This is a genomic window from Promicromonospora sp. NPDC023987 (assembly GCF_040639055.1).
Lineage (GTDB): Bacteria > Actinomycetota > Actinomycetes > Actinomycetales > Cellulomonadaceae > Promicromonospora.
Map to the genome: position 1 here is coordinate 23,558 of NZ_JBEZZF010000029.1, position 18,536 is coordinate 42,093.

24 protein-coding genes are annotated in these 18,536 nt (G+C 71.6%); 15 read left to right on the forward strand and 9 right to left on the reverse strand.

What is annotated here, in order from left to right; translation table 11 throughout:
- Window positions 1-56: 56 nt before the first annotated feature.
- The 4 genes from AB0F40_RS14505 (at window position 57) to AB0F40_RS14520 (ending at window position 2,661) form a co-directional block, all read left to right on the forward strand.
- Window positions 57-539 (forward strand): GNAT family N-acetyltransferase, encoded by a 483-nt coding sequence (locus AB0F40_RS14505; protein WP_357468445.1) that lies wholly within the window; start codon window positions 57-59, stop codon window positions 537-539.
- A 19-nt stretch (window positions 540-558) separates the two neighbouring features.
- On the forward strand, window positions 559-1,047 hold the full coding sequence (locus tag AB0F40_RS14510; protein WP_357468448.1) for a GNAT family N-acetyltransferase: 489 nt from the start codon (window positions 559-561) through the stop codon (window positions 1,045-1,047).
- 136 nt (window positions 1,048-1,183) lie between these two features.
- Window positions 1,184-2,140, forward strand: coding sequence for a GNAT family N-acetyltransferase (locus AB0F40_RS14515; protein WP_357468451.1), 957 nt, complete (start codon window positions 1,184-1,186; stop codon window positions 2,138-2,140).
- Window positions 2,140-2,661 carry an alpha/beta hydrolase gene (locus tag AB0F40_RS14520; protein ID WP_357468454.1) on the forward strand — a complete coding sequence of 174 codons (522 nt, stop codon included), beginning with the start codon at window positions 2,140-2,142 and terminating at the stop codon, window positions 2,659-2,661. Before AB0F40_RS14515 ends, AB0F40_RS14520 begins: the two co-directional genes overlap by 1 nt.
- Window positions 2,662-2,680: 19 nt before the next feature.
- On the opposite strand, the gene AB0F40_RS14525 is transcribed toward AB0F40_RS14520, so the two are convergent.
- Entirely contained in the window at window positions 2,681-3,760 is a 1,080-nt protein-coding gene (locus AB0F40_RS14525; RefSeq protein WP_357468456.1) for a class I SAM-dependent methyltransferase, read from the reverse strand.
- A 495-nt stretch (window positions 3,761-4,255) separates the two neighbouring features.
- Here AB0F40_RS14525 and AB0F40_RS14530 point away from each other — a divergent pair, with 495 nt between their 5' ends.
- Window positions 4,256-4,849 (forward strand): HhH-GPD-type base excision DNA repair protein, encoded by a 594-nt coding sequence (locus AB0F40_RS14530; protein WP_357468459.1) that lies wholly within the window; start codon window positions 4,256-4,258, stop codon window positions 4,847-4,849.
- An 88-nt stretch (window positions 4,850-4,937) separates the two neighbouring features.
- Here the strand turns inward: AB0F40_RS14530 and AB0F40_RS14535 are convergent, their stop codons facing one another.
- Entirely contained in the window at window positions 4,938-5,396 is a 459-nt protein-coding gene (locus AB0F40_RS14535; protein WP_357468462.1) for a hypothetical protein, read from the reverse strand.
- A gap of 104 nt (window positions 5,397-5,500) precedes the next feature.
- On the opposite strand from AB0F40_RS14535, the gene AB0F40_RS14540 reads away from it, so the two are divergent.
- The 4 genes from AB0F40_RS14540 (at window position 5,501) to AB0F40_RS14555 (ending at window position 8,692) form a co-directional block, all read left to right on the forward strand.
- A complete protein-coding gene (locus AB0F40_RS14540) occupies window positions 5,501-6,079 on the forward strand; it encodes an RNA polymerase sigma factor (protein ID WP_357468465.1) in 579 nt (192 codons plus the stop codon).
- Between the two features lies 1 nt (window position 6,080).
- Window positions 6,081-6,635, forward strand: coding sequence for a hypothetical protein (locus AB0F40_RS14545; protein WP_357468468.1), 555 nt, complete (start codon window positions 6,081-6,083; stop codon window positions 6,633-6,635).
- A gap of 101 nt (window positions 6,636-6,736) precedes the next feature.
- Window positions 6,737-7,387, forward strand: a complete 651-nt coding sequence (locus AB0F40_RS14550) for a helix-turn-helix domain-containing protein (RefSeq protein ID WP_357468471.1) — start codon at window positions 6,737-6,739, stop codon at window positions 7,385-7,387.
- Between the two features lie 18 nt (window positions 7,388-7,405).
- Window positions 7,406-8,692 (forward strand): glycosyltransferase, encoded by a 1,287-nt coding sequence (locus AB0F40_RS14555; protein WP_357468474.1) that lies wholly within the window; start codon window positions 7,406-7,408, stop codon window positions 8,690-8,692.
- A 21-nt stretch (window positions 8,693-8,713) separates the two neighbouring features.
- On the opposite strand, the gene AB0F40_RS14560 is transcribed toward AB0F40_RS14555, so the two are convergent.
- From AB0F40_RS14560 to AB0F40_RS14570, 3 genes are read right to left on the reverse strand one after another with little or no spacing between them, the layout of a single operon-like run.
- On the reverse strand, window positions 8,714-9,595 hold the full coding sequence (locus AB0F40_RS14560) for a putative RNA methyltransferase (protein ID WP_357468477.1): 882 nt from the start codon (window positions 9,593-9,595) through the stop codon (window positions 8,714-8,716).
- Between the two features lie 34 nt (window positions 9,596-9,629).
- Window positions 9,630-10,688, reverse strand: a complete 1,059-nt coding sequence (locus AB0F40_RS14565) for a diaminopropionate ammonia-lyase (RefSeq protein ID WP_357468479.1) — start codon at window positions 10,686-10,688, stop codon at window positions 9,630-9,632.
- A gap of 41 nt (window positions 10,689-10,729) precedes the next feature.
- Window positions 10,730-11,185 (reverse strand): anthrone oxygenase family protein, encoded by a 456-nt coding sequence (locus AB0F40_RS14570; protein WP_357468482.1) that lies wholly within the window; start codon window positions 11,183-11,185, stop codon window positions 10,730-10,732.
- Window positions 11,186-11,386: 201 nt separating this feature from the next.
- Here AB0F40_RS14570 and AB0F40_RS14575 point away from each other — a divergent pair, with 201 nt between their 5' ends.
- The 3 genes from AB0F40_RS14575 (at window position 11,387) to AB0F40_RS14585 (ending at window position 13,924) form a co-directional block, all read left to right on the forward strand.
- On the forward strand, window positions 11,387-12,016 hold the full coding sequence (locus tag AB0F40_RS14575) for a DUF4126 domain-containing protein (RefSeq protein ID WP_357468485.1): 630 nt from the start codon (window positions 11,387-11,389) through the stop codon (window positions 12,014-12,016).
- Entirely contained in the window at window positions 12,000-13,094 is a 1,095-nt protein-coding gene (locus AB0F40_RS14580) for a winged helix DNA-binding domain-containing protein (RefSeq protein WP_357468488.1), read from the forward strand. Before AB0F40_RS14575 ends, AB0F40_RS14580 begins: the two co-directional genes overlap by 17 nt.
- A 146-nt stretch (window positions 13,095-13,240) precedes the next feature.
- On the forward strand, window positions 13,241-13,924 hold the full coding sequence (locus AB0F40_RS14585) for an SIMPL domain-containing protein (RefSeq protein ID WP_357468491.1): 684 nt from the start codon (window positions 13,241-13,243) through the stop codon (window positions 13,922-13,924).
- Here AB0F40_RS14585 and AB0F40_RS14590 read toward each other — a convergent pair.
- The 3 genes from AB0F40_RS14590 to AB0F40_RS14600 are packed head-to-tail and all read right to left on the reverse strand — an operon-like array spanning window position 13,894 to window position 15,773.
- Window positions 13,894-15,048 (reverse strand): P1 family peptidase, encoded by a 1,155-nt coding sequence (locus AB0F40_RS14590; RefSeq protein WP_357468494.1) that lies wholly within the window; start codon window positions 15,046-15,048, stop codon window positions 13,894-13,896. The two genes, AB0F40_RS14585 and AB0F40_RS14590, sit on opposite strands and share 31 nt — an antisense overlap.
- Before the next feature lie 34 nt (window positions 15,049-15,082).
- Window positions 15,083-15,403 (reverse strand): helix-turn-helix transcriptional regulator, encoded by a 321-nt coding sequence (locus AB0F40_RS14595; protein ID WP_357468496.1) that lies wholly within the window; start codon window positions 15,401-15,403, stop codon window positions 15,083-15,085.
- Window positions 15,390-15,773 carry a type II toxin-antitoxin system RelE/ParE family toxin gene (locus AB0F40_RS14600; RefSeq protein WP_357468499.1) on the reverse strand — a complete coding sequence of 128 codons (384 nt, stop codon included), beginning with the start codon at window positions 15,771-15,773 and terminating at the stop codon, window positions 15,390-15,392. The genes AB0F40_RS14595 and AB0F40_RS14600 overlap by 14 nt, the downstream gene beginning before the upstream one ends.
- Window positions 15,774-15,930: 157 nt before the next feature.
- Between AB0F40_RS14600 and AB0F40_RS14605 the strand changes: the two genes are divergently transcribed.
- Window positions 15,931-16,464 carry a TIGR03668 family PPOX class F420-dependent oxidoreductase gene (locus AB0F40_RS14605; protein ID WP_357468501.1) on the forward strand — a complete coding sequence of 178 codons (534 nt, stop codon included), beginning with the start codon at window positions 15,931-15,933 and terminating at the stop codon, window positions 16,462-16,464.
- Between the two features lie 148 nt (window positions 16,465-16,612).
- Here the strand turns inward: AB0F40_RS14605 and AB0F40_RS14610 are convergent, their stop codons facing one another.
- The gene (locus AB0F40_RS14610) at window positions 16,613-16,990 is read right to left on the reverse strand and encodes a VOC family protein (RefSeq protein ID WP_357468504.1); all 378 of its coding nucleotides are present in this window, start codon (window positions 16,988-16,990) and stop codon (window positions 16,613-16,615) included.
- Window positions 16,991-17,085: 95 nt separating this feature from the next.
- Here AB0F40_RS14610 and AB0F40_RS14615 point away from each other — a divergent pair, with 95 nt between their 5' ends.
- Together AB0F40_RS14615 and AB0F40_RS14620 are read left to right on the forward strand one after the other, a co-directional pair.
- Window positions 17,086-17,871, forward strand: coding sequence for a TetR/AcrR family transcriptional regulator C-terminal domain-containing protein (locus AB0F40_RS14615; protein WP_357468505.1), 786 nt, complete (start codon window positions 17,086-17,088; stop codon window positions 17,869-17,871).
- 37 nt (window positions 17,872-17,908) lie between these two features.
- Window positions 17,909-18,496, forward strand: a complete 588-nt coding sequence (locus AB0F40_RS14620; RefSeq protein WP_357468508.1) for a redoxin domain-containing protein — start codon at window positions 17,909-17,911, stop codon at window positions 18,494-18,496.
- The last annotated feature ends 40 nt before the right edge of the window (window positions 18,497-18,536 follow it).

Here is an 18,536-nt window from a genome sequence, read left to right on the forward strand (position 1 = left end):
CCGTCGAGTCGGCAGGGTGTCATCGGGAGCTCCCGCGCGGGAGTATGTTTCGCGTCGTGAACCTGCGCAGAGCCACGCTGTCTGATGCCGCCGCGGTCGCCCGAGTGCACCACACGACCTGGGTGACGACGTACGGGGAGGTCCTCCCGCCCGAGTTCTGGGCGACGGCCACGCTCGAGCGCCGCACGTCGACGTGGGAGAGATGGCTCGCGAACGGCGCCGCGCCCCTGGTCGCCGAGGTCGACGGCGAGGTGGTCGGCATAGCGATGTCCGGTGACGCCGTGGAGCAGGAGCACGTGCTGCCGATCCGCGGCCGGCAGCTGTACCTCCTGTACGTCCTGGCGGCGCACCACGGGACCGGCGTCGGGCAGGCACTGCTGGACGCCGTCGTGCCGCCCGGTACCGGCGCACAGCTGTGGGTGGCCGAGGACAACCCGCGCGCCCGCCGCTTCTACGAGCGCAACGGGTTCGTCACGGAGGGCACGCGGATCGTCGACGCGAGCACCGCGGACCTCGCCGAGGTACGCATGGTCAGGTAGTCGGGTTACCGTTCCACCCATGTCTGACTTCCACATCCGCGCCTCGACGCCGGACGACGCCGTGGGTGTCGCCGCAGTGCACTGGACCACCCGGCGCGCGGTCTTCGGCGAGCTCCTGCCGCCCGAGCATTGGGAAACCGAGACGCTCGGCACCCGCACCGAGGGCTGGATGCGCATCCTCGCCGCGGGCAACAAGGCGCTCGTCGCCGAAGTGGGCGACAAGATCGTCGGCTTCGCGATGAAGAACCCGTCCGGCCCGCACCTCGGCCACGGCCCCGTCCGGGCGGTCGAGCTGCACGAGCTGTACGTCGACCCGAACTTCCACGGCACGAACGTGGGCCACGCCCTGCTGGAGAACGCCCTCCCGCCCGGGACGCCGGCTCAGCTCTGGACGTTCGCGTCCAACCCGCGCGCGCGCAAGTTCTTCCAGCGCGCCGGCTTTCTGCCCGACGGCGTCACGGCGACCGACCCGGACACGAACGTGCTGGAGGTCCGGCTGGTCCGCTGACACTGTGGCTGGGTGGGTGGCTGGGTCGGGGGGCGTGGTCGGTAGAACGTCAGATGATCGGCAGCCCGAGGTGCCGATCTTGCGACGTTCTGCCGACCACTCGCTCGGCTCACGAACCGCGTGCCAGGATTTCCGCATGACCAGCGCACACAGCGTCGAGCTCTTCGATGATCCCGCGGCCGTGCTCGCCGTGGCTGGCGATCTGCTGGCCGCGGAACCGGTGGTCTGGAGCGTCGTCGCGTCGGTGACGCATCACGCGGTGCGGTCGTTCCCGCCCGGTGCGCCCCGGCCGGAGCACCCGATGTGGTGGGCCGTGGTGCGCGACCCGGCCGGCGCCGTCGTCGGCGTGTCGATGCGCACGATGCCGCACCGGCCGCACACGGTCTGGGTGCCCGCCCTGCCCGACGACGCCGCGCGACTGCTGGCCCGGACCGCCCTCGACCGGACCACTCGCGCCGGCGACGCACCGCTGACCTCGGCGAACGGCCCCGTCCCCGCCGTAAGAGCGTTCATCGACGAGGTGCTGCGGACGACGGACGGGACCACCCGTGAGGGCATACCGGACAGGTTGTGGGAGGCGACGCGCATCACGCCGCCCGACCCCGCGCCGTCGGGCCGCGCACGCCGTGCCACGCCCGACGACCTGGACCTGGTCACCGCCTGGTTCGAGGTGTTCCACGCGGAGGCCGACGCCCAGGCGGGACGGACACCCGACGCCGAGCCCTTGCGGATCGAGGGAGCCCGGCGCTGGATCGACGAGGGCGGCGTCTGGCTGTGGGACGTCGACGGCGAGGTGGTGCACCTGACCGGGATGCGGCCGCCGTCGTTCGGCGTGGTCCGGATCGGTCCCGTCTACACGCCGGCCGAGCACCGCGGGCACGGGTACGCCCGCGCCCTCGTGGCCGAGGTGGCCCAGCAGGCGCTCGACGTCGGCCACCGGGTCTGCCTGTACACCGACCAGGACAACCCGGTCTCGAACCGGGTGTACGAGTCGATCGGGTTCGAGCCGCTGCTCGACCAGGTCAACCTGGTCGTGGAGCCGGCGGCACCGCTGGCGAGCTCCGGCCCGGGTCCAGCGACGAGGAGAGGCTGATGGGACGCCGGGCGATCATCTTCCACGGGACCCACGCCGAACCCGCCTGGATCTGGTACCCGTGGCTAGCGGACCGCCTGCGCGAGCGCGGGTACGACGTCGAGACTCCGCACCATCCCGGGACCAACGCCGAGCCGATCGCGACGTTTCTGCCGAAGGTGCTCGCCGCGCACACCTTCGACGCGGACACCGTGCTGGTGGGGCACTCCGGCGGGGCGGCGCTGCTGCTGGCGCTTTTGGAGCACCTCGACGTCATCGTGGCTCAGGCCGTGCTCGTGGCCGGGTACTCGACGCAGCCGAACGACGCTGACGAGCCCGTGCTGCAGGACCGCTACGACTGGCCTGCCATCCGGTCCCACGCTCGCGAGCTGGTGTTCGTGAACTCGGTGACCGACGAGTTCGGCTGCGACGCGGAGCAGGGCCGGGCAATGTTCGACCGCCTCGGCGGGACGCTGGTGGTGCGCGACGACGGGCACTTCGTCTCGGAGACGCTGGAGGTCGTGGACCGGCTGATTCCCTGAGGGCGCGCTGAAGACGCTCTCAGCTGAGGCGGTAGAAGCGGAAGAACGAGAAGTCCGCGATCGGCAGGACCTCGAACTCGCCGAAACCGGCGGCCTCGGCGTACTCCCGCAGGCGGGGCGGGCGCATCACCGTCCCAGTGGCTACGCTCGGCCGGCTGGAGAGGCCGTCGGGCAGACAGATGAAGAGGCTGTAGCCATACATCAGGCGCTCGACCTCGTCACCGTCCGGCGCGAACGAATCAGCCACCGCTTCGTCCATCACGATCAACGGAGCGCCGGGCGTCAGCGACTTCCGGACGGCTGTGAGCACGTCGACCGGCCGGGGCATGTCGTGGACGCACTCGAAGGCGAAGGCCACGTCATAGCGATCGGCCGGAAGATCGGCGGCGTCACCGGCGGAGAACTGGAGCCGGTCTGCGACGCCGGCGGCCTGGGCATTGTCCGTAGCCATCGACACCGACGGTGCATCGATGTCGATCCCGTGGACCGTAGCGGTGGGGTACGCCAGGCCCAGCGCGATGCTCGACCAGCCGCCACCGCAGCCAACGTCGAGGATGCGGACGCCGGGGCGCGCAAGCAGCCGATGCAAGTCCTCGACACCGGCGAGCGCGTCGGCCAGCTGGTGCTCGAACCATGGCCGGTTCGCGTCCGACTGGCCCTCGCGTGCGTCATCGCCGAACTCGTCCCAGCTCACCCCGTCACCGGTGCGGTACGCCTCGAGCAACCGCGGGAGCGCGGGACCGACCGCGCCGAACATCCGGCCGATGGGAGCCAGAAAGTTGAGGCTGTGCTGGTTCGTCAGTACCTCCGCGGTGGCCGGTGGGATGCTGAAGACACGTTCGTCGGCAGCCCCGTCCGAGTCAAGGTGCAGCAGACCGGTGACGGCTTGTTGTTCCAGCCATTCGCGGGCGTAGCGGGCGTCCGTGTCGGTGCGTGCGGCCAGCTGGGGTGGCGTCGCGGGACCTTCCTCGGCCAGTGAGCGGTACCAGCCCAGGCGGTCTCCCAAGAACGTCGACATCAGGTCGACGGTGCCGAGGACAGCGCCGAAGAGACGTTGCGCGACTGCATCGGCTGAGGCCGCGTCCGTGCTGGGGTCCATCCCTCCACGGTCCACCTGACGGGTCCTCCGCACCACCCCATGTGTGGGGGATCTTTCGGGAAGAAAGGGCCGAGGTGTCTGCGGATCCGTCGCTGCCGGCCAGGTTGCGAACGTCCAGGTAGGCGCGATCATCTGGGGTGTCGCGGGTTGGCCTGTTCACAGGAGAACCTCCAGTGCCTGCCGGATCCGCGGCTCCGAACGCGGGAACGCCGCTGCCACGCGTAGCAGGGCGGACGGAGTGCTCCCTCGTCGTTGCACCCAGCGACGCAGCGCGGTATGTGCGACATCTTGACCTTCGAGGTGGGCGAGGCGGAAGCAGTCCACGATCGTGCGCTCAGCGGAGTACACCCACATCTGCAATGCCCCCTCCGCCCCGAGTGGCGTCCGCTCAGCGACCTCACCAACAGGAAGCAACGACAAGACAAGTAATTTCGCCTATGCGCAGCTACCTGTCAATCGAGTGTCGATGGATCCGACACGAGGCAAGATAGATCCATGGCTACCGACCTGTGGATCACCGGCGACCCCGACACGGACAAGCTGCTGAGCGACGACCCGTTCGCGCTCCTCGTCGGCATGCTCCTCGACCAGCAGTACCCGATGGAGCACGCGTTCGCGGGCCCGCGCAAGATCCGCGACCGCATGGGCTCGTTCGACGTGCACGCCATCGCCGACACGGACCCGGACGAGTTCGTGACGATGGCGACCACTCCCCCGGCGATCCATCGCTACGGGCGGTCCATGGCGGGCCGCGTCCAGGACCTCGCCCGCATCGTCGTCGACGAGTACGACGGCGACGCCGCCAAGGTCTGGACCGCGCCCGGCTCGGACGGCAGCGCCCCGACCGGCCGTGAGGTGCTGAGGCGGCTCAACGCGTTGCCCGGCTACGGGGAGCGCAAGGCCAAGATCTTCCTCGCGCTGCTCGGCAAGCAGCGCGAGATCCAGCCGGAGGGCTGGCGCGAGGCCGCCGGCGAGTTCGGCGAGGAGGGCTCGCACCGCTCGATCGCCGACGTGACGAGCGCCGAGGCGCTGCTCGAGGTCCGCGCGTTCAAGAAGGCCCAGAAGGCAGCGGCCAAGAACGCCGGCTGACCTCGGGAAACCCCGGCCTCCACGAGCCCCGGCCGCCCCACCGACCCGGTCATGCCCGGCAGGCCAGTGGGGCGGCCGCGATTGGCTACTAGCCGGTGGTGTACAGCTCGTCCGACGGGGCAGAGGACGGTGCCGAGGACGGCTCCTGGGCATCCATCGGCTCCTGCGCCGACTCACCGGCACCAGCAGGCTCCGGAGCGGACTCAGAGGGAACGCTGGGGACCGGCGACGGCTCGGCGGGGGCGGCCGACGGCTCGACCGGCGTGGACTCCTCGGCAGGAGCGGCCGACGGCTCGCCCTTGCCGGGCGCCGCGGCCTGCTCGGCGGGAACGCTGGGCACCGGCGTCGCCTCGGAGACTGCCGACGGCGCGACCGCCGGCTCCCCTGGCTCCGCGGCACTGGCCGTTGTGCAAGCGGTGGCCAGCAGCGCGACGGCGAGAGCGCTGCCCGCAGCGGCGGCACCTCGTACGGTGGCGCCCCAGGGGCTGCGACGGCGGACCGTGCTGCGGGTCGTGGACGGGAGAGAATTCGATCTGTAGTGAGTCACACATCGGTCAGTGTGCGTCGGGACGCATCCCATGACAGCGCGAGGATGTGACGAGGCCGACGCACCCGAGGTGTCATGCGGGGCCCGCTGCCGGACACAGACCGTTGAGCAGGCCCACGCCCATCCCCCGCCATCTGGAGACCGCCCTGTCCGCCCACACCGAGCCACGTGACCTCGAGGCAGGCCCGCTCACACCGGCGCAGACCGAGTCGCTGTTCGCCGAGCACGCCCGTGCGGTGCATCGATACGCGCGAACCCGGCTCGGCACGGCCGAGGCGGAGGACGTCGTGGCGGAGGTGTTCGCCATCGCCTGGCGCAAGGGCGAGGTACCCGACGACCCACGGGCCTGGCTCTTCGCCATCGCCCGCCGGGTGCTGGCCAACCAGGTCCGGGCAGAGCGGCGGCGCACCGCGCTGGCAGAACGGACGCTGCGGCACCCGGCGGCCCCGGGACCGGACGACGCGCGCCTCGTTGACGAGCTCGACGTGCTGCGCCGGGCGCTGGCGCTCCTGCGCCCCGCTGACCGCGAGGTCGTCGAGCTGCTGGCCGCGGCCGAGCTGAGCACCGCGGAGGTAGCCGGTGTGCTCGGCTGCACCACGCCGTCGGCGGCCACCCGCGTCTACCGCGCGCGACGTCGGCTGCGCGCCGCCTACCGCACCGTGACCGAAGGTCAGGAGACCTGACATGAGACGGAAGAACGACGTCCTGACCCGCGCCCGGCAGGCCCTGAGCCAGGTCGATGCCGAGCTGGACCTCGGCCGCGCCCGGTCCGAAGCGCTGGCGCGTGCCCGCTCGGGTCCGGACGCGCATCTGGACACGGACGACGCGGCGGGGTCCGGCGTGGAGATCCTCCGGCACGGACAGCGGCCGGCGCTCCCGCGCCGCCGTACCGCGGTGTGGGCGCTGGTCGCCACGGTGGCGTTGCTCGGGGGCGCTGGGCTAGGGACCGCCCTGCTGTGGCCCGGGCCCAGCGAGACCGTCCCGGGCGCGCCGTCGCCCGTTTCTCCCTCCCCCGGACCGGACCTGTCGACCACCGCCCCCGACACCAGGCCGACCGACGGCCCGCGGGAGTGCGCGTCGACACCACCGTCGCCGGGCTCCGTGCCGACGCCGAGAGGCCAAGGCCAGCCGAGCGGCGCACCGCTGTCGCAGCAGAGCTGCGAAGCCGACCCGTCGCCCGCGCCCTCGGACGACCCGGCCGCCGGCACGGACGCCAGGGCGAACGGCGGCGAGCCGTAGCGATCAGTCTTGACCTTCCACGTCGCTGCCCCTTGACGGCCCGGCACCGGAGCGGAACACTGTGACACATATCGTCACAGTGTCACACGGGGGAGAAGCCAATGGTCGACGGCGAGAGGCGCCGGGACGCCCTGCTCGACGCCGCCGTCGGGCTGCTCATGAGCCGCGGCTACGACAAGCTCACCATGGTCGACGTCGCCGAGGAGGCCGACCTGAGCCGGACGATCGTCTACCGCCACTTCGCCTCGAAGCGCGAGCTCGTCGACGCCGTCGCGGCACGAGCCCTGGGCGTCTACACGGTCCGCTGGCGCAAGGAGCTGGGTGCCGCCCCGTCACCCGGGACGGCGGCGAGCATCTTCAGGGCGGCTTTCCGGGTGGTGTCCGAGGATCCGCTGCTCGCCGCGATCGCCACCCGGGACCGGGACGTGTTCGGGAGGTACCTGCGAGACCCGGACGCGGCCATGCCCGGCCCGGCCGGACTCGGTCTTCTCGGCCAGTTCCTCGGCGCCATGCAGCAGGCGGGAGCCGTTCGGCCGGGTATCGACCTCGCGTCCGTCGCCGTCGTGCTGGACGCGCTGACCGCCGCGGTGCTGCACGCCATCCAGGAACACCATGGCCGGCTGGACGGCCCGTCACCCGAAACCCTGATCGACACCGTCACCGAGATGATCGACCGGATGCTGACGCCGAAGGCCCCGGACACCGACGCCGTCCTGGCCCTCATCGACGAGCGGCTCGGCCGGACGCCGTAGTTCCGAGGAAGGACACCCATGCAGATCACGATCCTCACAGCGGGCTCGCGCGGCGACGTCGAGCCGCTGCTCGGTCTGGCCGGCGCGCTGCGCGAGCTGGGCCACCACCCGACGGTCGTCGGGTCGCCGGACTTCGCCGAGCTCGCCGCGTCGTACGGCACGGAGTTCGAGCCGTTCGGCCCGTCCCTGCCGTCGTACGCGGACAATCCCGAGCTGGTCGACCTGGTCGAGTCGGGGAACATGCTCCGGTTCATGGCCTACGCCGCCAAGTCGCGCAAGCGGATCCTGCCGCAGATCATCGACGACATCTGGCGTGCGACCAAACACAGCGAGGCCGTCCTCTACAAGGGGCCGACGGCGCTGTACGGCTACAACGTGGCCGAGAAGCTCGGTGTGCCGTGCGCGGACCTCCAGTTCTTCCCCGTCACGCCCACCCAGGAGTTCCCGACGTTCCTCCTCGGTGACGGGAGCAGCCGCGGCGCACTGCTGGATCGTGCGGGCTGGTGGAGCACCGACCAGATGATCTGGCGCACGATGCAGCGTCCCGGCGTGAACCGGCAGCGGCGGGAGATCCTCGACCTCCCGCCGCTGCGGACGAACGCGCGGGTGCTCCAGGACCGGCAGGGCATGCCGCTGTACTACGCGTACAGCCCGCTCGTCCTGCCGCGCCCTGCCGACTGGCACCCCCGCATCCAGGTCACCGGCTATCTGCCCACGCGCGCCCCGGTCGGCTGGGAGCCACCGGCGGACCTCGCCCGGTTCCTCGACTCGGGCGAGCCGCCCGTGTCGTTCGGCCTGGGCAGCATCCCGGTAGCGAACCCGGGCCGGCTGGTCGACGCGTACCTGGAGGCGCTCGAACGCACCGGGCGGCGCGGCCTCCTGATCGGCGGCTGGGCCAACCTGGGTCAGGACCGTGACTTCCCGGACCACGTGCTGCAGATCGACTCGGTCCCGTACGACTGGCTGTTCCCCCGGCTCGCGGCGGCGGTCCACCACGGGGGCGCCGGCACGACGGCGGCGAGCCTGCGCGCCGGGATCCCCACGGTCATCACCCCCGTAGCGGCGGACCAGCACGCCTGGGGACGCCGGGTGGCCGACCTCGGCGTCGGACCGGAACCCATCAGGATCAAGAAGGTGGACGCCGACCGGCTCACGGCGGCGATCGCGCAGGCGACCACCGACGAGGCGCTGCGCGAGCGAGCCGCCGACCTGGGTGCCCGGCTGCGGCAGGAGGACGGCATCGGGCGGACGGCCGAGCTGTTCACGAACTACCTGCGCACGGCCGGCGCTCGGACGGCGCGCTGACCGCGCCGAGCACGGCAACGATCACCGCCTCCGGTAGGCCGTCGCCAGCACCGACACCGTCACCTCTGCGGGCAGCGCTCCGTCGTCGGACAGCTCCGCCGCGGTGACGTGGCGCGCGCTCGGCGTCATCAGCACCAGGTCCACGGCCTCCTGCCGGGTCAGCGGCGTCGTGTACTCGACCCGCTCCGTGCGCGCGGTCTCGAAGTACGGGTCCAGGGCCTGGTGCAGGCGTTGCTCCTTGTCCGGGTCGACCGTCACCATCTGCGTCACCTGGCGGCGCAGCTCGGCCAGGTGCCCGCCGAAGGGCCGCACCACGACCAGCACCCCGCCCGGGCGCAGCACCCGGTGGAACTCCGCCGGGTTGCGCGGGGCGAACACGTCGAGCACGACGTCCACCTGCTCGGACTCGATGGGGAAGGGCCGGAACACGTCCCACGTCGCGGCAGCGGCCCGCACGTGCGACTTGGCCGCCGCACGCAGCGCGTGCCCAGAGGTGTCCAGGCCCAGGCCGACGGCGCCGGGCAGCGCGTCGAGCACGCCGGCCAGGTAGTAGCCGGTGCCGCAGCCGACGTCGACCACCGTGGCGGGGCGTCCCGAGCGACCGGGGCGCCCGGGTCCGCCGGGGAGCTCGGCCTCACCGGCGAGATCCGCGACCGCCGCGCGGACGGGTCCGTACCGCCCGGCGGCCAGGAAGTCGCGCCGGGCGCGGGCCATCGGCCCGTCGTCGCCGCTGGTCGCCCGTGCCCCGGTCAGCAGACCGACGTACCCATGGCGGGCGACGTCGAAACTGTGCCGGCGTGGGCAGCGCAGCACACCGTCACCGGGCGACAGCTCCGCGCCGCACGACGGGCAGCGCAGCAGCGGCAGGATCGGGTCGAGGGCGGCGGGAAGAGAGACGGGCACGAGCACACTCCAGGCGACGATGGTTGGGCGGAGGTCAGACCCGGTCCTCCGGGACCGGGTTCGCGGCCCGGCCCTCGGTCGACAGGAGCAGGACGACGGCGTCGGGCCGCAGACCGATCGCCTCCCGCCAGCCGGCCTGTCCCAGCACCAGGCGGGCCGCCGCGAGGGTCGCCGCGCCACAGGGTCCGGAGTCGACGTCGAGCCGCGCCAGGTCCTCGACGGCGCCGGCGGCCTGGTCGTCGGAGACGGTCACCGCGCCGTCCAGCCCGTCCCGCAGCACCGGCCACGCGAGCGCGGAGACCGTGCCGCAGTTGAGCCCCGTCATGATCGTGTCGCCCGTCGGCGCCGTGACCGGCTCGCCCGCGCGCAACGACGCGACGAGGCCGGCGGCACGGTCGGGCTCGACGGCGAGCAGCGTGCCGCCGTCCGCCGCCGCGGCACCGCGGTAGTGGCTCACCACGGCCTGCGCCAACGAGCCCACGCCGACCGGCACGACCACCAGGTCCGGCCCGTCGAGGCCAAGGGCGAACAGCTGCGCGTCGGTCTCGAGGCACAGCGTCGAGTAGCCGTCGACGATCCACTGCGGGATGTCCGTGTACCCGGTCCAGGAGGTGTCCTGCACCAGGATCGACGCCGGGTCCGCGGACGCCTCGGCCGCCGCGCGGGCCACCACGTCGTCGTAGGCGCCTTCGACCTCCACCGCCTGGGCACCCTCGGTGGCTATCGCCTTCTTCGCAGCCTCGGTGATGCCCTGCGGGTAGTAGATCGTCGCGGTAGCACCGATCAGGGAGGCCATGTGGGCGACGGCGCGACCGTGGTTCCCGTCCGTGGCCGCGTACAGCCGGACGCCGCGGCCCCGGACCGCGTCGCGCACCGCGTCCAGGGTGACCTCGGCGAGCCCGAACCGCTCCCCGACCGCGCGCGCCGTCGCGTAGGACGCACCGAGCACCTTGAACGCGGGCAGCCCGAGGCGGCTCGATTCCTCCTTGACCAGCACGCGCCCGACACCGAGCTCCTTCGCGAGCCCGGGCAGGTCGCGCAACGGCGTCCGCTGGTATCCGGGCAGGGTGCGGTGAAAGTCGATGGCGGGCATGTGGTCGATTGTCCCCGACCACGCCGCCGAAGGCCGACCGGTCAGAGCAGGCCGACCGCCGCGAGCACCGTCGCCACGACGCCCGCGAGCGTGCGGACGTGGTTCCACGCGGTCCAGGGCCGCCAGTAGGCACGCCATCCGGCGGCCTTGTCGTGGGCAGCGAGGAGCCGGTTGTTGAGCGGTACGTTCAGGGCAGCGGTCACGCCGAACGTACCGATCAGGTAGACCGCGGCAGCCGCGAGGACCCACGCGCCGCCGTCCCGCCCGTCGACGAGACCCCAGATGCCCGTGACCGCCGGGACGAGGAGCGCGCCGAAGAAGACGGACATGAAGGCGGGCAGGGGCGCGGTCTCGTTGATGCCGCTCATCGCGGCCCCCGCGGCTTCGTCGGAGGCGCGGCCGAGGCCGCTCATGACGAACGACGAGAAGGCGAAGAACACGCCGGCCGACAGCCCCAGCAGCACCACTGAGGCCACGGCGAAGATCGTCCAGACCATCAGAGCCTCCCGGGCAGCGCAGCAGCGGCGGACAGCAGCAACTCTTGCACGCGGGCCACGCATGTTCCAGGTGATACGGGCAGGCCCGGGGCGCCGCTCGGGTCGGCTCGTGAGACGGTTCGCCACGCTCCGATAACAGATCGGGCACACCGGACACTTTTGGCCCCCGGAGTGTCGGTGTGCCGTGGAACACTTCGAGTCATGCTCGAACTTGCCACCGGAACCGGACTCGCCTTGTCAGCGGGCCTCAACGCATGGATCCCGCTCATCTTCCTCGGCGTGCTCTCGCGCTTCACGGACCTCGTGTCGCTGCCGGGCGCCTGGGACTGGCTGGAGAACGGCTGGGTCCTGGCGATCCTGACCGTCCTGCTGGTGCTCGAGTTCGCCGCGGACAAGATCCCGGTGCTCGACTCCATCAACGACGTGGTGCAGACCGTCATCCGGCCGACCGCGGGCGGTATCGCGTTCGGTGCCGGGTCCATGTCGGAGACGACGACGGTCACCGACCCCAGCACGTTCGTGCAGTCCGGCCAGTGGATCCCCATCGTCTCGGGCATCGTCCTCGCCCTCGGCACCCACGCAGCGAAGGCCGGCGGCCGCGTCGTGGCCAACACCGTCTCGGGCGGCACGGCGGCCCCGGTGGTGAGCGCGGCGGAGGACGTCACGAGCGTCGGCCTCGGGTTCCTCTCCGTCCTCGCGCCGCTCGCGATCATCCCGGTGATGATCCTGTTCGTGATCGGTGTGATCCTGCTGATCCGAAGCCTGCTGAAGCATCGGCGTGCCCGAGCGGCGGGGCACGCCGGCGGAGAGGGAGATGCCTACTATGTCTGACGTGCGCTCGATCCAGCGCGCCCGGCTCGCCTCGGCGGGCCTGGGCGCCCTGCGGTCGGCTGACGGTGCCGGCGTGCCCGGCGTCGTCGCCCGGCTGGGTGCCGTCCAGTCGCAGGAGCTGCACTCGTCCGCGTGGGGCGTGGCGCAGCGTCTGACGCGGCCGGCCACGCTGGCCGAGGTACAGGCCGCTCTGGCTGACGGCACGATTCTGCGCACGCACGTCCTGCGTCCCACGTGGCACTACGTGGTGCCCGAGGACCTGGCGCCGCTCATGGCCGCCACCGCGCCGCGGGTCCGCCGGGCGATGCTCTCGGCGGAGAAGCCGCGCGGCTTCGACCACTCGCTGCTGGCGCGCCGGCACGCGGTGGTGGCGGGGGCGCTGGCACAGGGCCCGCTGACCCGCAAGGAGCTCGGCGCCGTGCTCGCCGAGTCCGAGGGCGCACCGCTGGACACCTGGCACCTGGGCCAGGTGATGATGCACGCCGAGCTCGACCTGCTGGTCGCGAGCGGTCCGATGCGGGGCAAGCAGGCCACCTATCGGCTGCTGCCGGAGCAGCGGGCCTGGGACGAGGAGGAGGCGGTCGCCCACCTGGCACGCGCTTACGTGCGCGGACACGGCCCGTGCCGCGCGGAGGACGTCGCCTGGTGGGGCACCCTGACCAAGACGGTGGCACGGCGGGCAGTGGTCGATGCGGGGCTCACCCGCCACGAGCTGGCCGGCCTGACGCTCTGGACCGACGGCGACCTGCCCGAGCCGGCCCCGGAGGGCACGGTCCGGCTGCTGTCGGTGTTCGACGAGCTCTTCTGCCACGACTTCAAGGGGTGGCCCGCACTGAGACGTGACGGTGTGCCCAGTCGCTGGCTGTACGCCGGCATCGTGACGGTGGACGGGATGATCGAGGGGGCGTGGTCGCGGGCCCTCAAGGCACAGACCGTGGAGATCACCGTCGAGCTCAACGAGGAGCCGAGCCGCCCGGTGTGGGCGGCGATCGAGGCGGAGGCCGCGCGCTACGGGGAGTTCTGCGGGCTCGACCCGGTCCTGACGCGCGGTCCGGTGGGCAAGGGCACGATCGGCTGACGCGGCGCCGAAGCACGCGGGAGCTCGCTCCTACCCAGCGATCGGGCCCATAGCTCCGCACATTTCTGGACCCGATCGCTGGGTAGCGGGGTCCCCGAGCCGTGTGGGGGTGGCGCAGGTCGACGCGCGGTCGGCAGACTCGGCGCATGACTCGCATCGCCGTCGAAGGCCAGGCCAAGCGCACGCACCCCGCGGAGCGCGGCACCGTCTACCTGCACGTCGCGTTCTCGGGCACGCTCCGCAACGACGTCGTCGACCAGGTGGCCCGCACCCACAGGATCCTCGTGGAGCAGGCCAGGGCGCACGTCGCGGCGGGCGCCGCGGAGAAGTGGGACTCGGCGTCCGTGCACTCGTACGTCTACGACGACCGGGTCAAGAGCTCCGAGACGGGCGGCAAGCAGCGCGTCCGGCGGTTCCGGGCGTCGGCGCGCCTGTCGGTGACGTTCCGCGACTTCGAGGCGCTCTCGACGTGGCTGGCCGACATCATGGACGTCGACGGCGTCGAGATCGACCGGATCGCCTGGGCCTTGACCGACGAGACGCGCAGGATGCTGCAGGCCGAGGCCCGGATCGAGGCCGCCGAGGAGACGGTGGTGCGCGCGCAGTCGTACGCGGACGCGCTGGGCCTCGGCCCGGTCGCGCCCGTGGCGATCTACGAGGCGGGCCTGCGTGGCGGTGGTAACGGTGGCGGCAACGCCCCGATGCACGCGATGCGCGCGGGTGCCATGGCCGACGCCGGCGGCGCGCACGTCGAGCTCCAGCCCCGGGACATCGACGTCGACATCACGCTCTCCGCGGACTACGAGGCGGGTGTCCCCGCCGAGGGCTGAGGCAGCACACCGGCGGCACGCAGCCGGCGAAGCACCACGTCGTGGGGCACGGCGAGCGCCGTGCCCCGGTGCCCCACGGTGGTGGTGGCCGCCAGCAGCGAGTTCAGCAGGGCCTCCTCCACCGCGTCCATGGTCGCGGCGAAGAGCGGGTCCAGGTCGCGTTCGTCCAACCGGCTCCCGGCCGCGCCCGGTGTGCTGCCCGACGGCGGTGCGCCCGGCGTGCTGAACGCCAGAGCGTAGTCGCCGCTGCCGCCCGCGAAGTCCGAGCCCACGCGCGCCATCGCGAACACCGCCCGACGCGCGACCCGGCCCAGCTGCCGAGCGTCCAGGGGCGCGTCGGTGGCGACCACGATCATGCAGGAGTTGCCATCGGGCTCGTGCGCAACCGCCGACGACCCGTCAGAATGACCATGCGCCTGCTGCCAGGCTGGGCTCAGGGCGGTAGCAGATGCATGGTCATGCTCCGCGGCGTCGGCCGGGATCGGGACGCCGCGCACGATCAGCGTGCCCGAGAAGTTGGACTGCACCAGGGTGCCCACGGTCCAGCCGCCGACCACGCGCGACGAGGTGCCGATCCCGCCCTTGAACCCGAGGGCCATGGTCCCGGTCCCGGCACCGACGCAGCCCTCCTCGGGGAGGTCAGCGGTCGCGCCGTCGAGCGCGGCGAGCACGTGCGACTCCGCGATCGGACGGGCGCGGATGTCGCTCAGCCGGCCGTCGTTCGTCTCTCCGACGACCGGGTTGAGGGTGCGGGTCTCCTCGTGACCCGGGCTCGCGAGCACGTGCGTGACCAGGGCGTCCGCCGCTCGGAACGCGCTGAGGGTCGCGGTCAGGAGGATCGGCGTCTCGATCGCCCCGAGCTCGGCGATCTGCGTCGCCCCGACCAGCTTGCCGAACCCGTTGCCGACGAACAGCCCGCACGGCAGGCTGCGTCGGTCCGGGCCGAGGGCGTCGGGGACGATCGCCGTCACGCCGGTGTGGAGGCGGGGTGCGTCCACGATGGTGGTGTGCCCCACCCGTACTCCGGGCACGTCGGTGAGGGCGTTGTGCCGCCCGGTGGGCAGCGCGCCGACGACGATCCCGAGATCGCGCGCCCTGCGGGAGTGCTGTTCGTTGTCGCTCATGCCTCCAGCATCGGCGATCGGACAGGCTCTCGGCTCAACTCACCTTCAGTTGTTCGTCGCCGAAGTCAGCGACGAGATGCAGCGTTCCGCCAAGTGCTGCGATGTAGCGCCGCAGCACATCCTGCGTCGACACGTCGCCCGCCTCTATCTGCGACACACGTGCGACCGAAATGCCCATCTGCGATGCCACGTCGGCCTGCGTCATGCTTCGCTTCAGACGCATCTCAGCGAGCCGCCACCCACGCGACTCGTCGAGAAGTTTGCGCACACCCTCACTGAAGGCTGGTTCGCCCCCAGCAGCTTCGACCGCCAGAGCGCGATGCCGGGTGTCCCGCCAGCGCTTAACGCCGTCCATGTGCAGCCTCCTCTTCACGCTCACTCAGGTATTCGGCATAGAGCCGCTCAGCCCTCGGAACTGCTTCCTGGTACCAGCGGTTCCATCGCCCCGCCTTGTCACCTGCGACGAGCAGGATCGCCGACCGCCAGGGATCGAAGCAGAACAGGATCCGGATCTCGGTGCGGCCCACGGACGGGGGCCGGAGTTCCTTCAGGTTGGAGATCGTCGATCCGACAATGCTGTCCACGAGCGGGCGCCCCTCCATCGGACCGTTGTCTTCAAGGACCTGGATCGCACTGTTCACCAATCGATGCGTCTCGCGATCAGACTCTCGTAACTCGTCAAGAAACCCCTCGACGGCGTCCGTGATCAGGATCTCCCATGCCAAGCCGGCTCCCCCTTAAGAATATCCTTGATTAGCTCGGAAGCAAGCCTCCCAGACATCATTCGGATTCGCAGCACTTGCAGTCGTTTGTTGCGGATACGCAACGACCTATTCGCGCACTGAGTCAGCCGTTCGACATGACCGCTCGCAGAATGTCAGGGTGCGCCTCGATGCCGACGACTGCCGCTCCCGCTTCGCCGCGGCCCGGCACGCCTACCTCGCCACCGCCGACGCCGACGGCGTGCCACACCTCGTGCCGGTGACGTTCGTGCTGCTCAGATCCACGGGCGTTCCCACGGACGGCACAGCGACCGACGCCGAAGCCGGCGCGCCATCGGTCGACGAGGTCGTGGTCGCCGTCGACCACAAGCCAAAGACCACGCGGGACCTGAGGCGCCTGCGCAACCTCACGGAGAACCCGCGGGTCGCGTTCCTCGCCGACCGGTACGACGACGACTGGACGCATCTCTGGTGGGTGCGCGCCGACGGCGTAGCGACCGTCGAGCACGTGGAGCACGACGCGACCGTCGAGCACCCTGTGACCGTCGAGCACGGGGACGAGCAGGAGGGCGAGCCCCGCGCGGCGGCGCTGGACGCGCTCGCCGCGCGGTACCCGCAGTATCGCGAGCGCCGGCCGGACGGTCCCCTGATCAGGGTGCGGGTGACCGGGTGGTCCGGCTGGGCGCACGGTTAACGGTCACGCGGCCGTCCGGGTCGCTGGCACTTCCCTTCGAGGCCGAAGTTACTTCGCTTTGAGGCCGCTCAAAGCGAAGTAACTTTGACCTCGAAGGAGAGTAGTCCCAGAGGAGAGTGGCCCCGAGGGAGAGTGAGCAGCCGAACCGTCATACCCACTGGACGAGCTGCCAGACGATCCCGTTGGGGTCGGCGAACTGGCAGTAGCGCTCGCCCCACGGCTCGGTCTCGGGCGGCGTGACCACCTCCGCGCCGGCGGCGGAGATGCGGGCGAACTCGGCGTCGAGGTCGTCGACGACGAACGCGATGAGCAGCCCCTGGCCGGCCGGGCCCGCGATGCGCTCGGGCTTGAACGTCCCCAGGCCCACCCGGAGGAACACGACGTTGACGCCGGCCGTGGGGTGGTTGAGCGACACGAACCCGTCGTCGGACATGGACTCGGTGAACCCGAGGTGCTTCTGCGCGAACTCGGCCGACGCGGCGACATCGGACACGTTGAGGGACAGGGCGGTACCGGTGATGTTCAAGCGGGCTCCTCGCGTCGGGATCATAACCTTGTACGGCGTACAACGTAGGATGATTGCAGAATGTTCCCGGCCTGTCACCCCGATCCTGGAGACCCATGCCCCGTGAGCTGATCGACCTGCTCTGGCGTGACCACCCGGCCGCGCCCCGGGGCGGCACGCGCGGTCCCCGGTCCCGCGTCACGACGGGCGCCGTCGTCGACGCCGCGTGCACGCTGGCCGACGCCGAGGGTCTCGCCGCCGTCACCGTCCGGCGCCTCGGTGAGGCCCTTCGCATCTCGACGATGTCGGTGTACACGCACGTGAACGGCCGCGACGACCTGCTCGTGCTGATGGCCGACGCCATCTACGCGGGCATGTCGCTGCCCGCCCACGGGAACGCGGGCTGGCGCACGCGCGTGCGGCGCGTCGCCGAGGCGAACCTGGCCCTGCACGTCGAGCATCCCTGGCTGCTGGAGGTCGACGACGAGCGCACGGCGTTCGGTCCCGGCACCATCGCCAAGTACGACCACGAGCTGCAGGCGCTGGACCAGCTGCCCCTCGACGACGTCGCCCGCGACGCCGCGCTCACGTTCGTGCTCGACTTCGTGCGGGCCGCGGCCCGCGCCCGGCGCCGCGATCCGCGGGCCGACGAGATCGCGCAGAGCTGGGCCCGATGGGCGGGGCGTCTCGCGAAGTACCTCGGCGACGGCTACCCGCTCGCCCAGCGCGTGGGCGGCGCAGCCGGCCAGGCGATGAACGCCCCCTTGAGCCCTGCCCATGCCTGGGAGTTCGGCCTGGCGCGCGTGCTGGACTCCCTGGACCTCGCGGCCGACCGGCCGACCGGCCGACCCGCAGACCGATCCGCCGACCGGGCGCGTAAGAAGCCGGTAAGCAGGCTGTAAGGGTTGTTCGCCGCGGCCCGGACCTAGCGTCGACCGCATGAGAACACTGCGCCGCGGCGCTACCGCCGCGATAGTTCTGACCTGCACCTTCGCCCTCGCGGCCTGCGGCTCCGCCGCGGAACCGGGCGGCGGCGAGATGTCCGAGGACACGATGTCGGAGTCCCCGATGGACGAGGAGATGTCGGAGTCCCCGATGGACGAGATGTCAGAGTCCCCGATGGACGACATGGCGGAGGACGAGATGATGTCCGACGCGCTCGACTTCACGGCGACCACCGTCAGCGGAGACCCCTACGAGGGTGCTGAGCTCGCGGGCAGCCCTGCCGTCGTCCTCTTCTGGTCCGAGACGTGCGATACCTGCGCCGACACGGCCGCCGCCCTCGGCGACGTCGAGGGTGTCGAGCTGCTCTCGGTCGCCGGCGAGGACAGCGACCCCATGGCCGACCCGCTGGCCGACGTCGACGGCGTCACTCAGCTCGAGGACGGCATGGGCGACCTCGCCTCGCACTTCGGCGTCATGGCCGACGGCGACGTCGTGCTGATCGACGACCAGGGCGAGGTCACCCACCACGGCCCGCTGGACCCGATGGAGCTCCCGGACGAGGTCGCGTCCCTCACCATGTGACCCCCGCTGAGTGCTGGATATTTGTGGGTTTCTCGGCTCA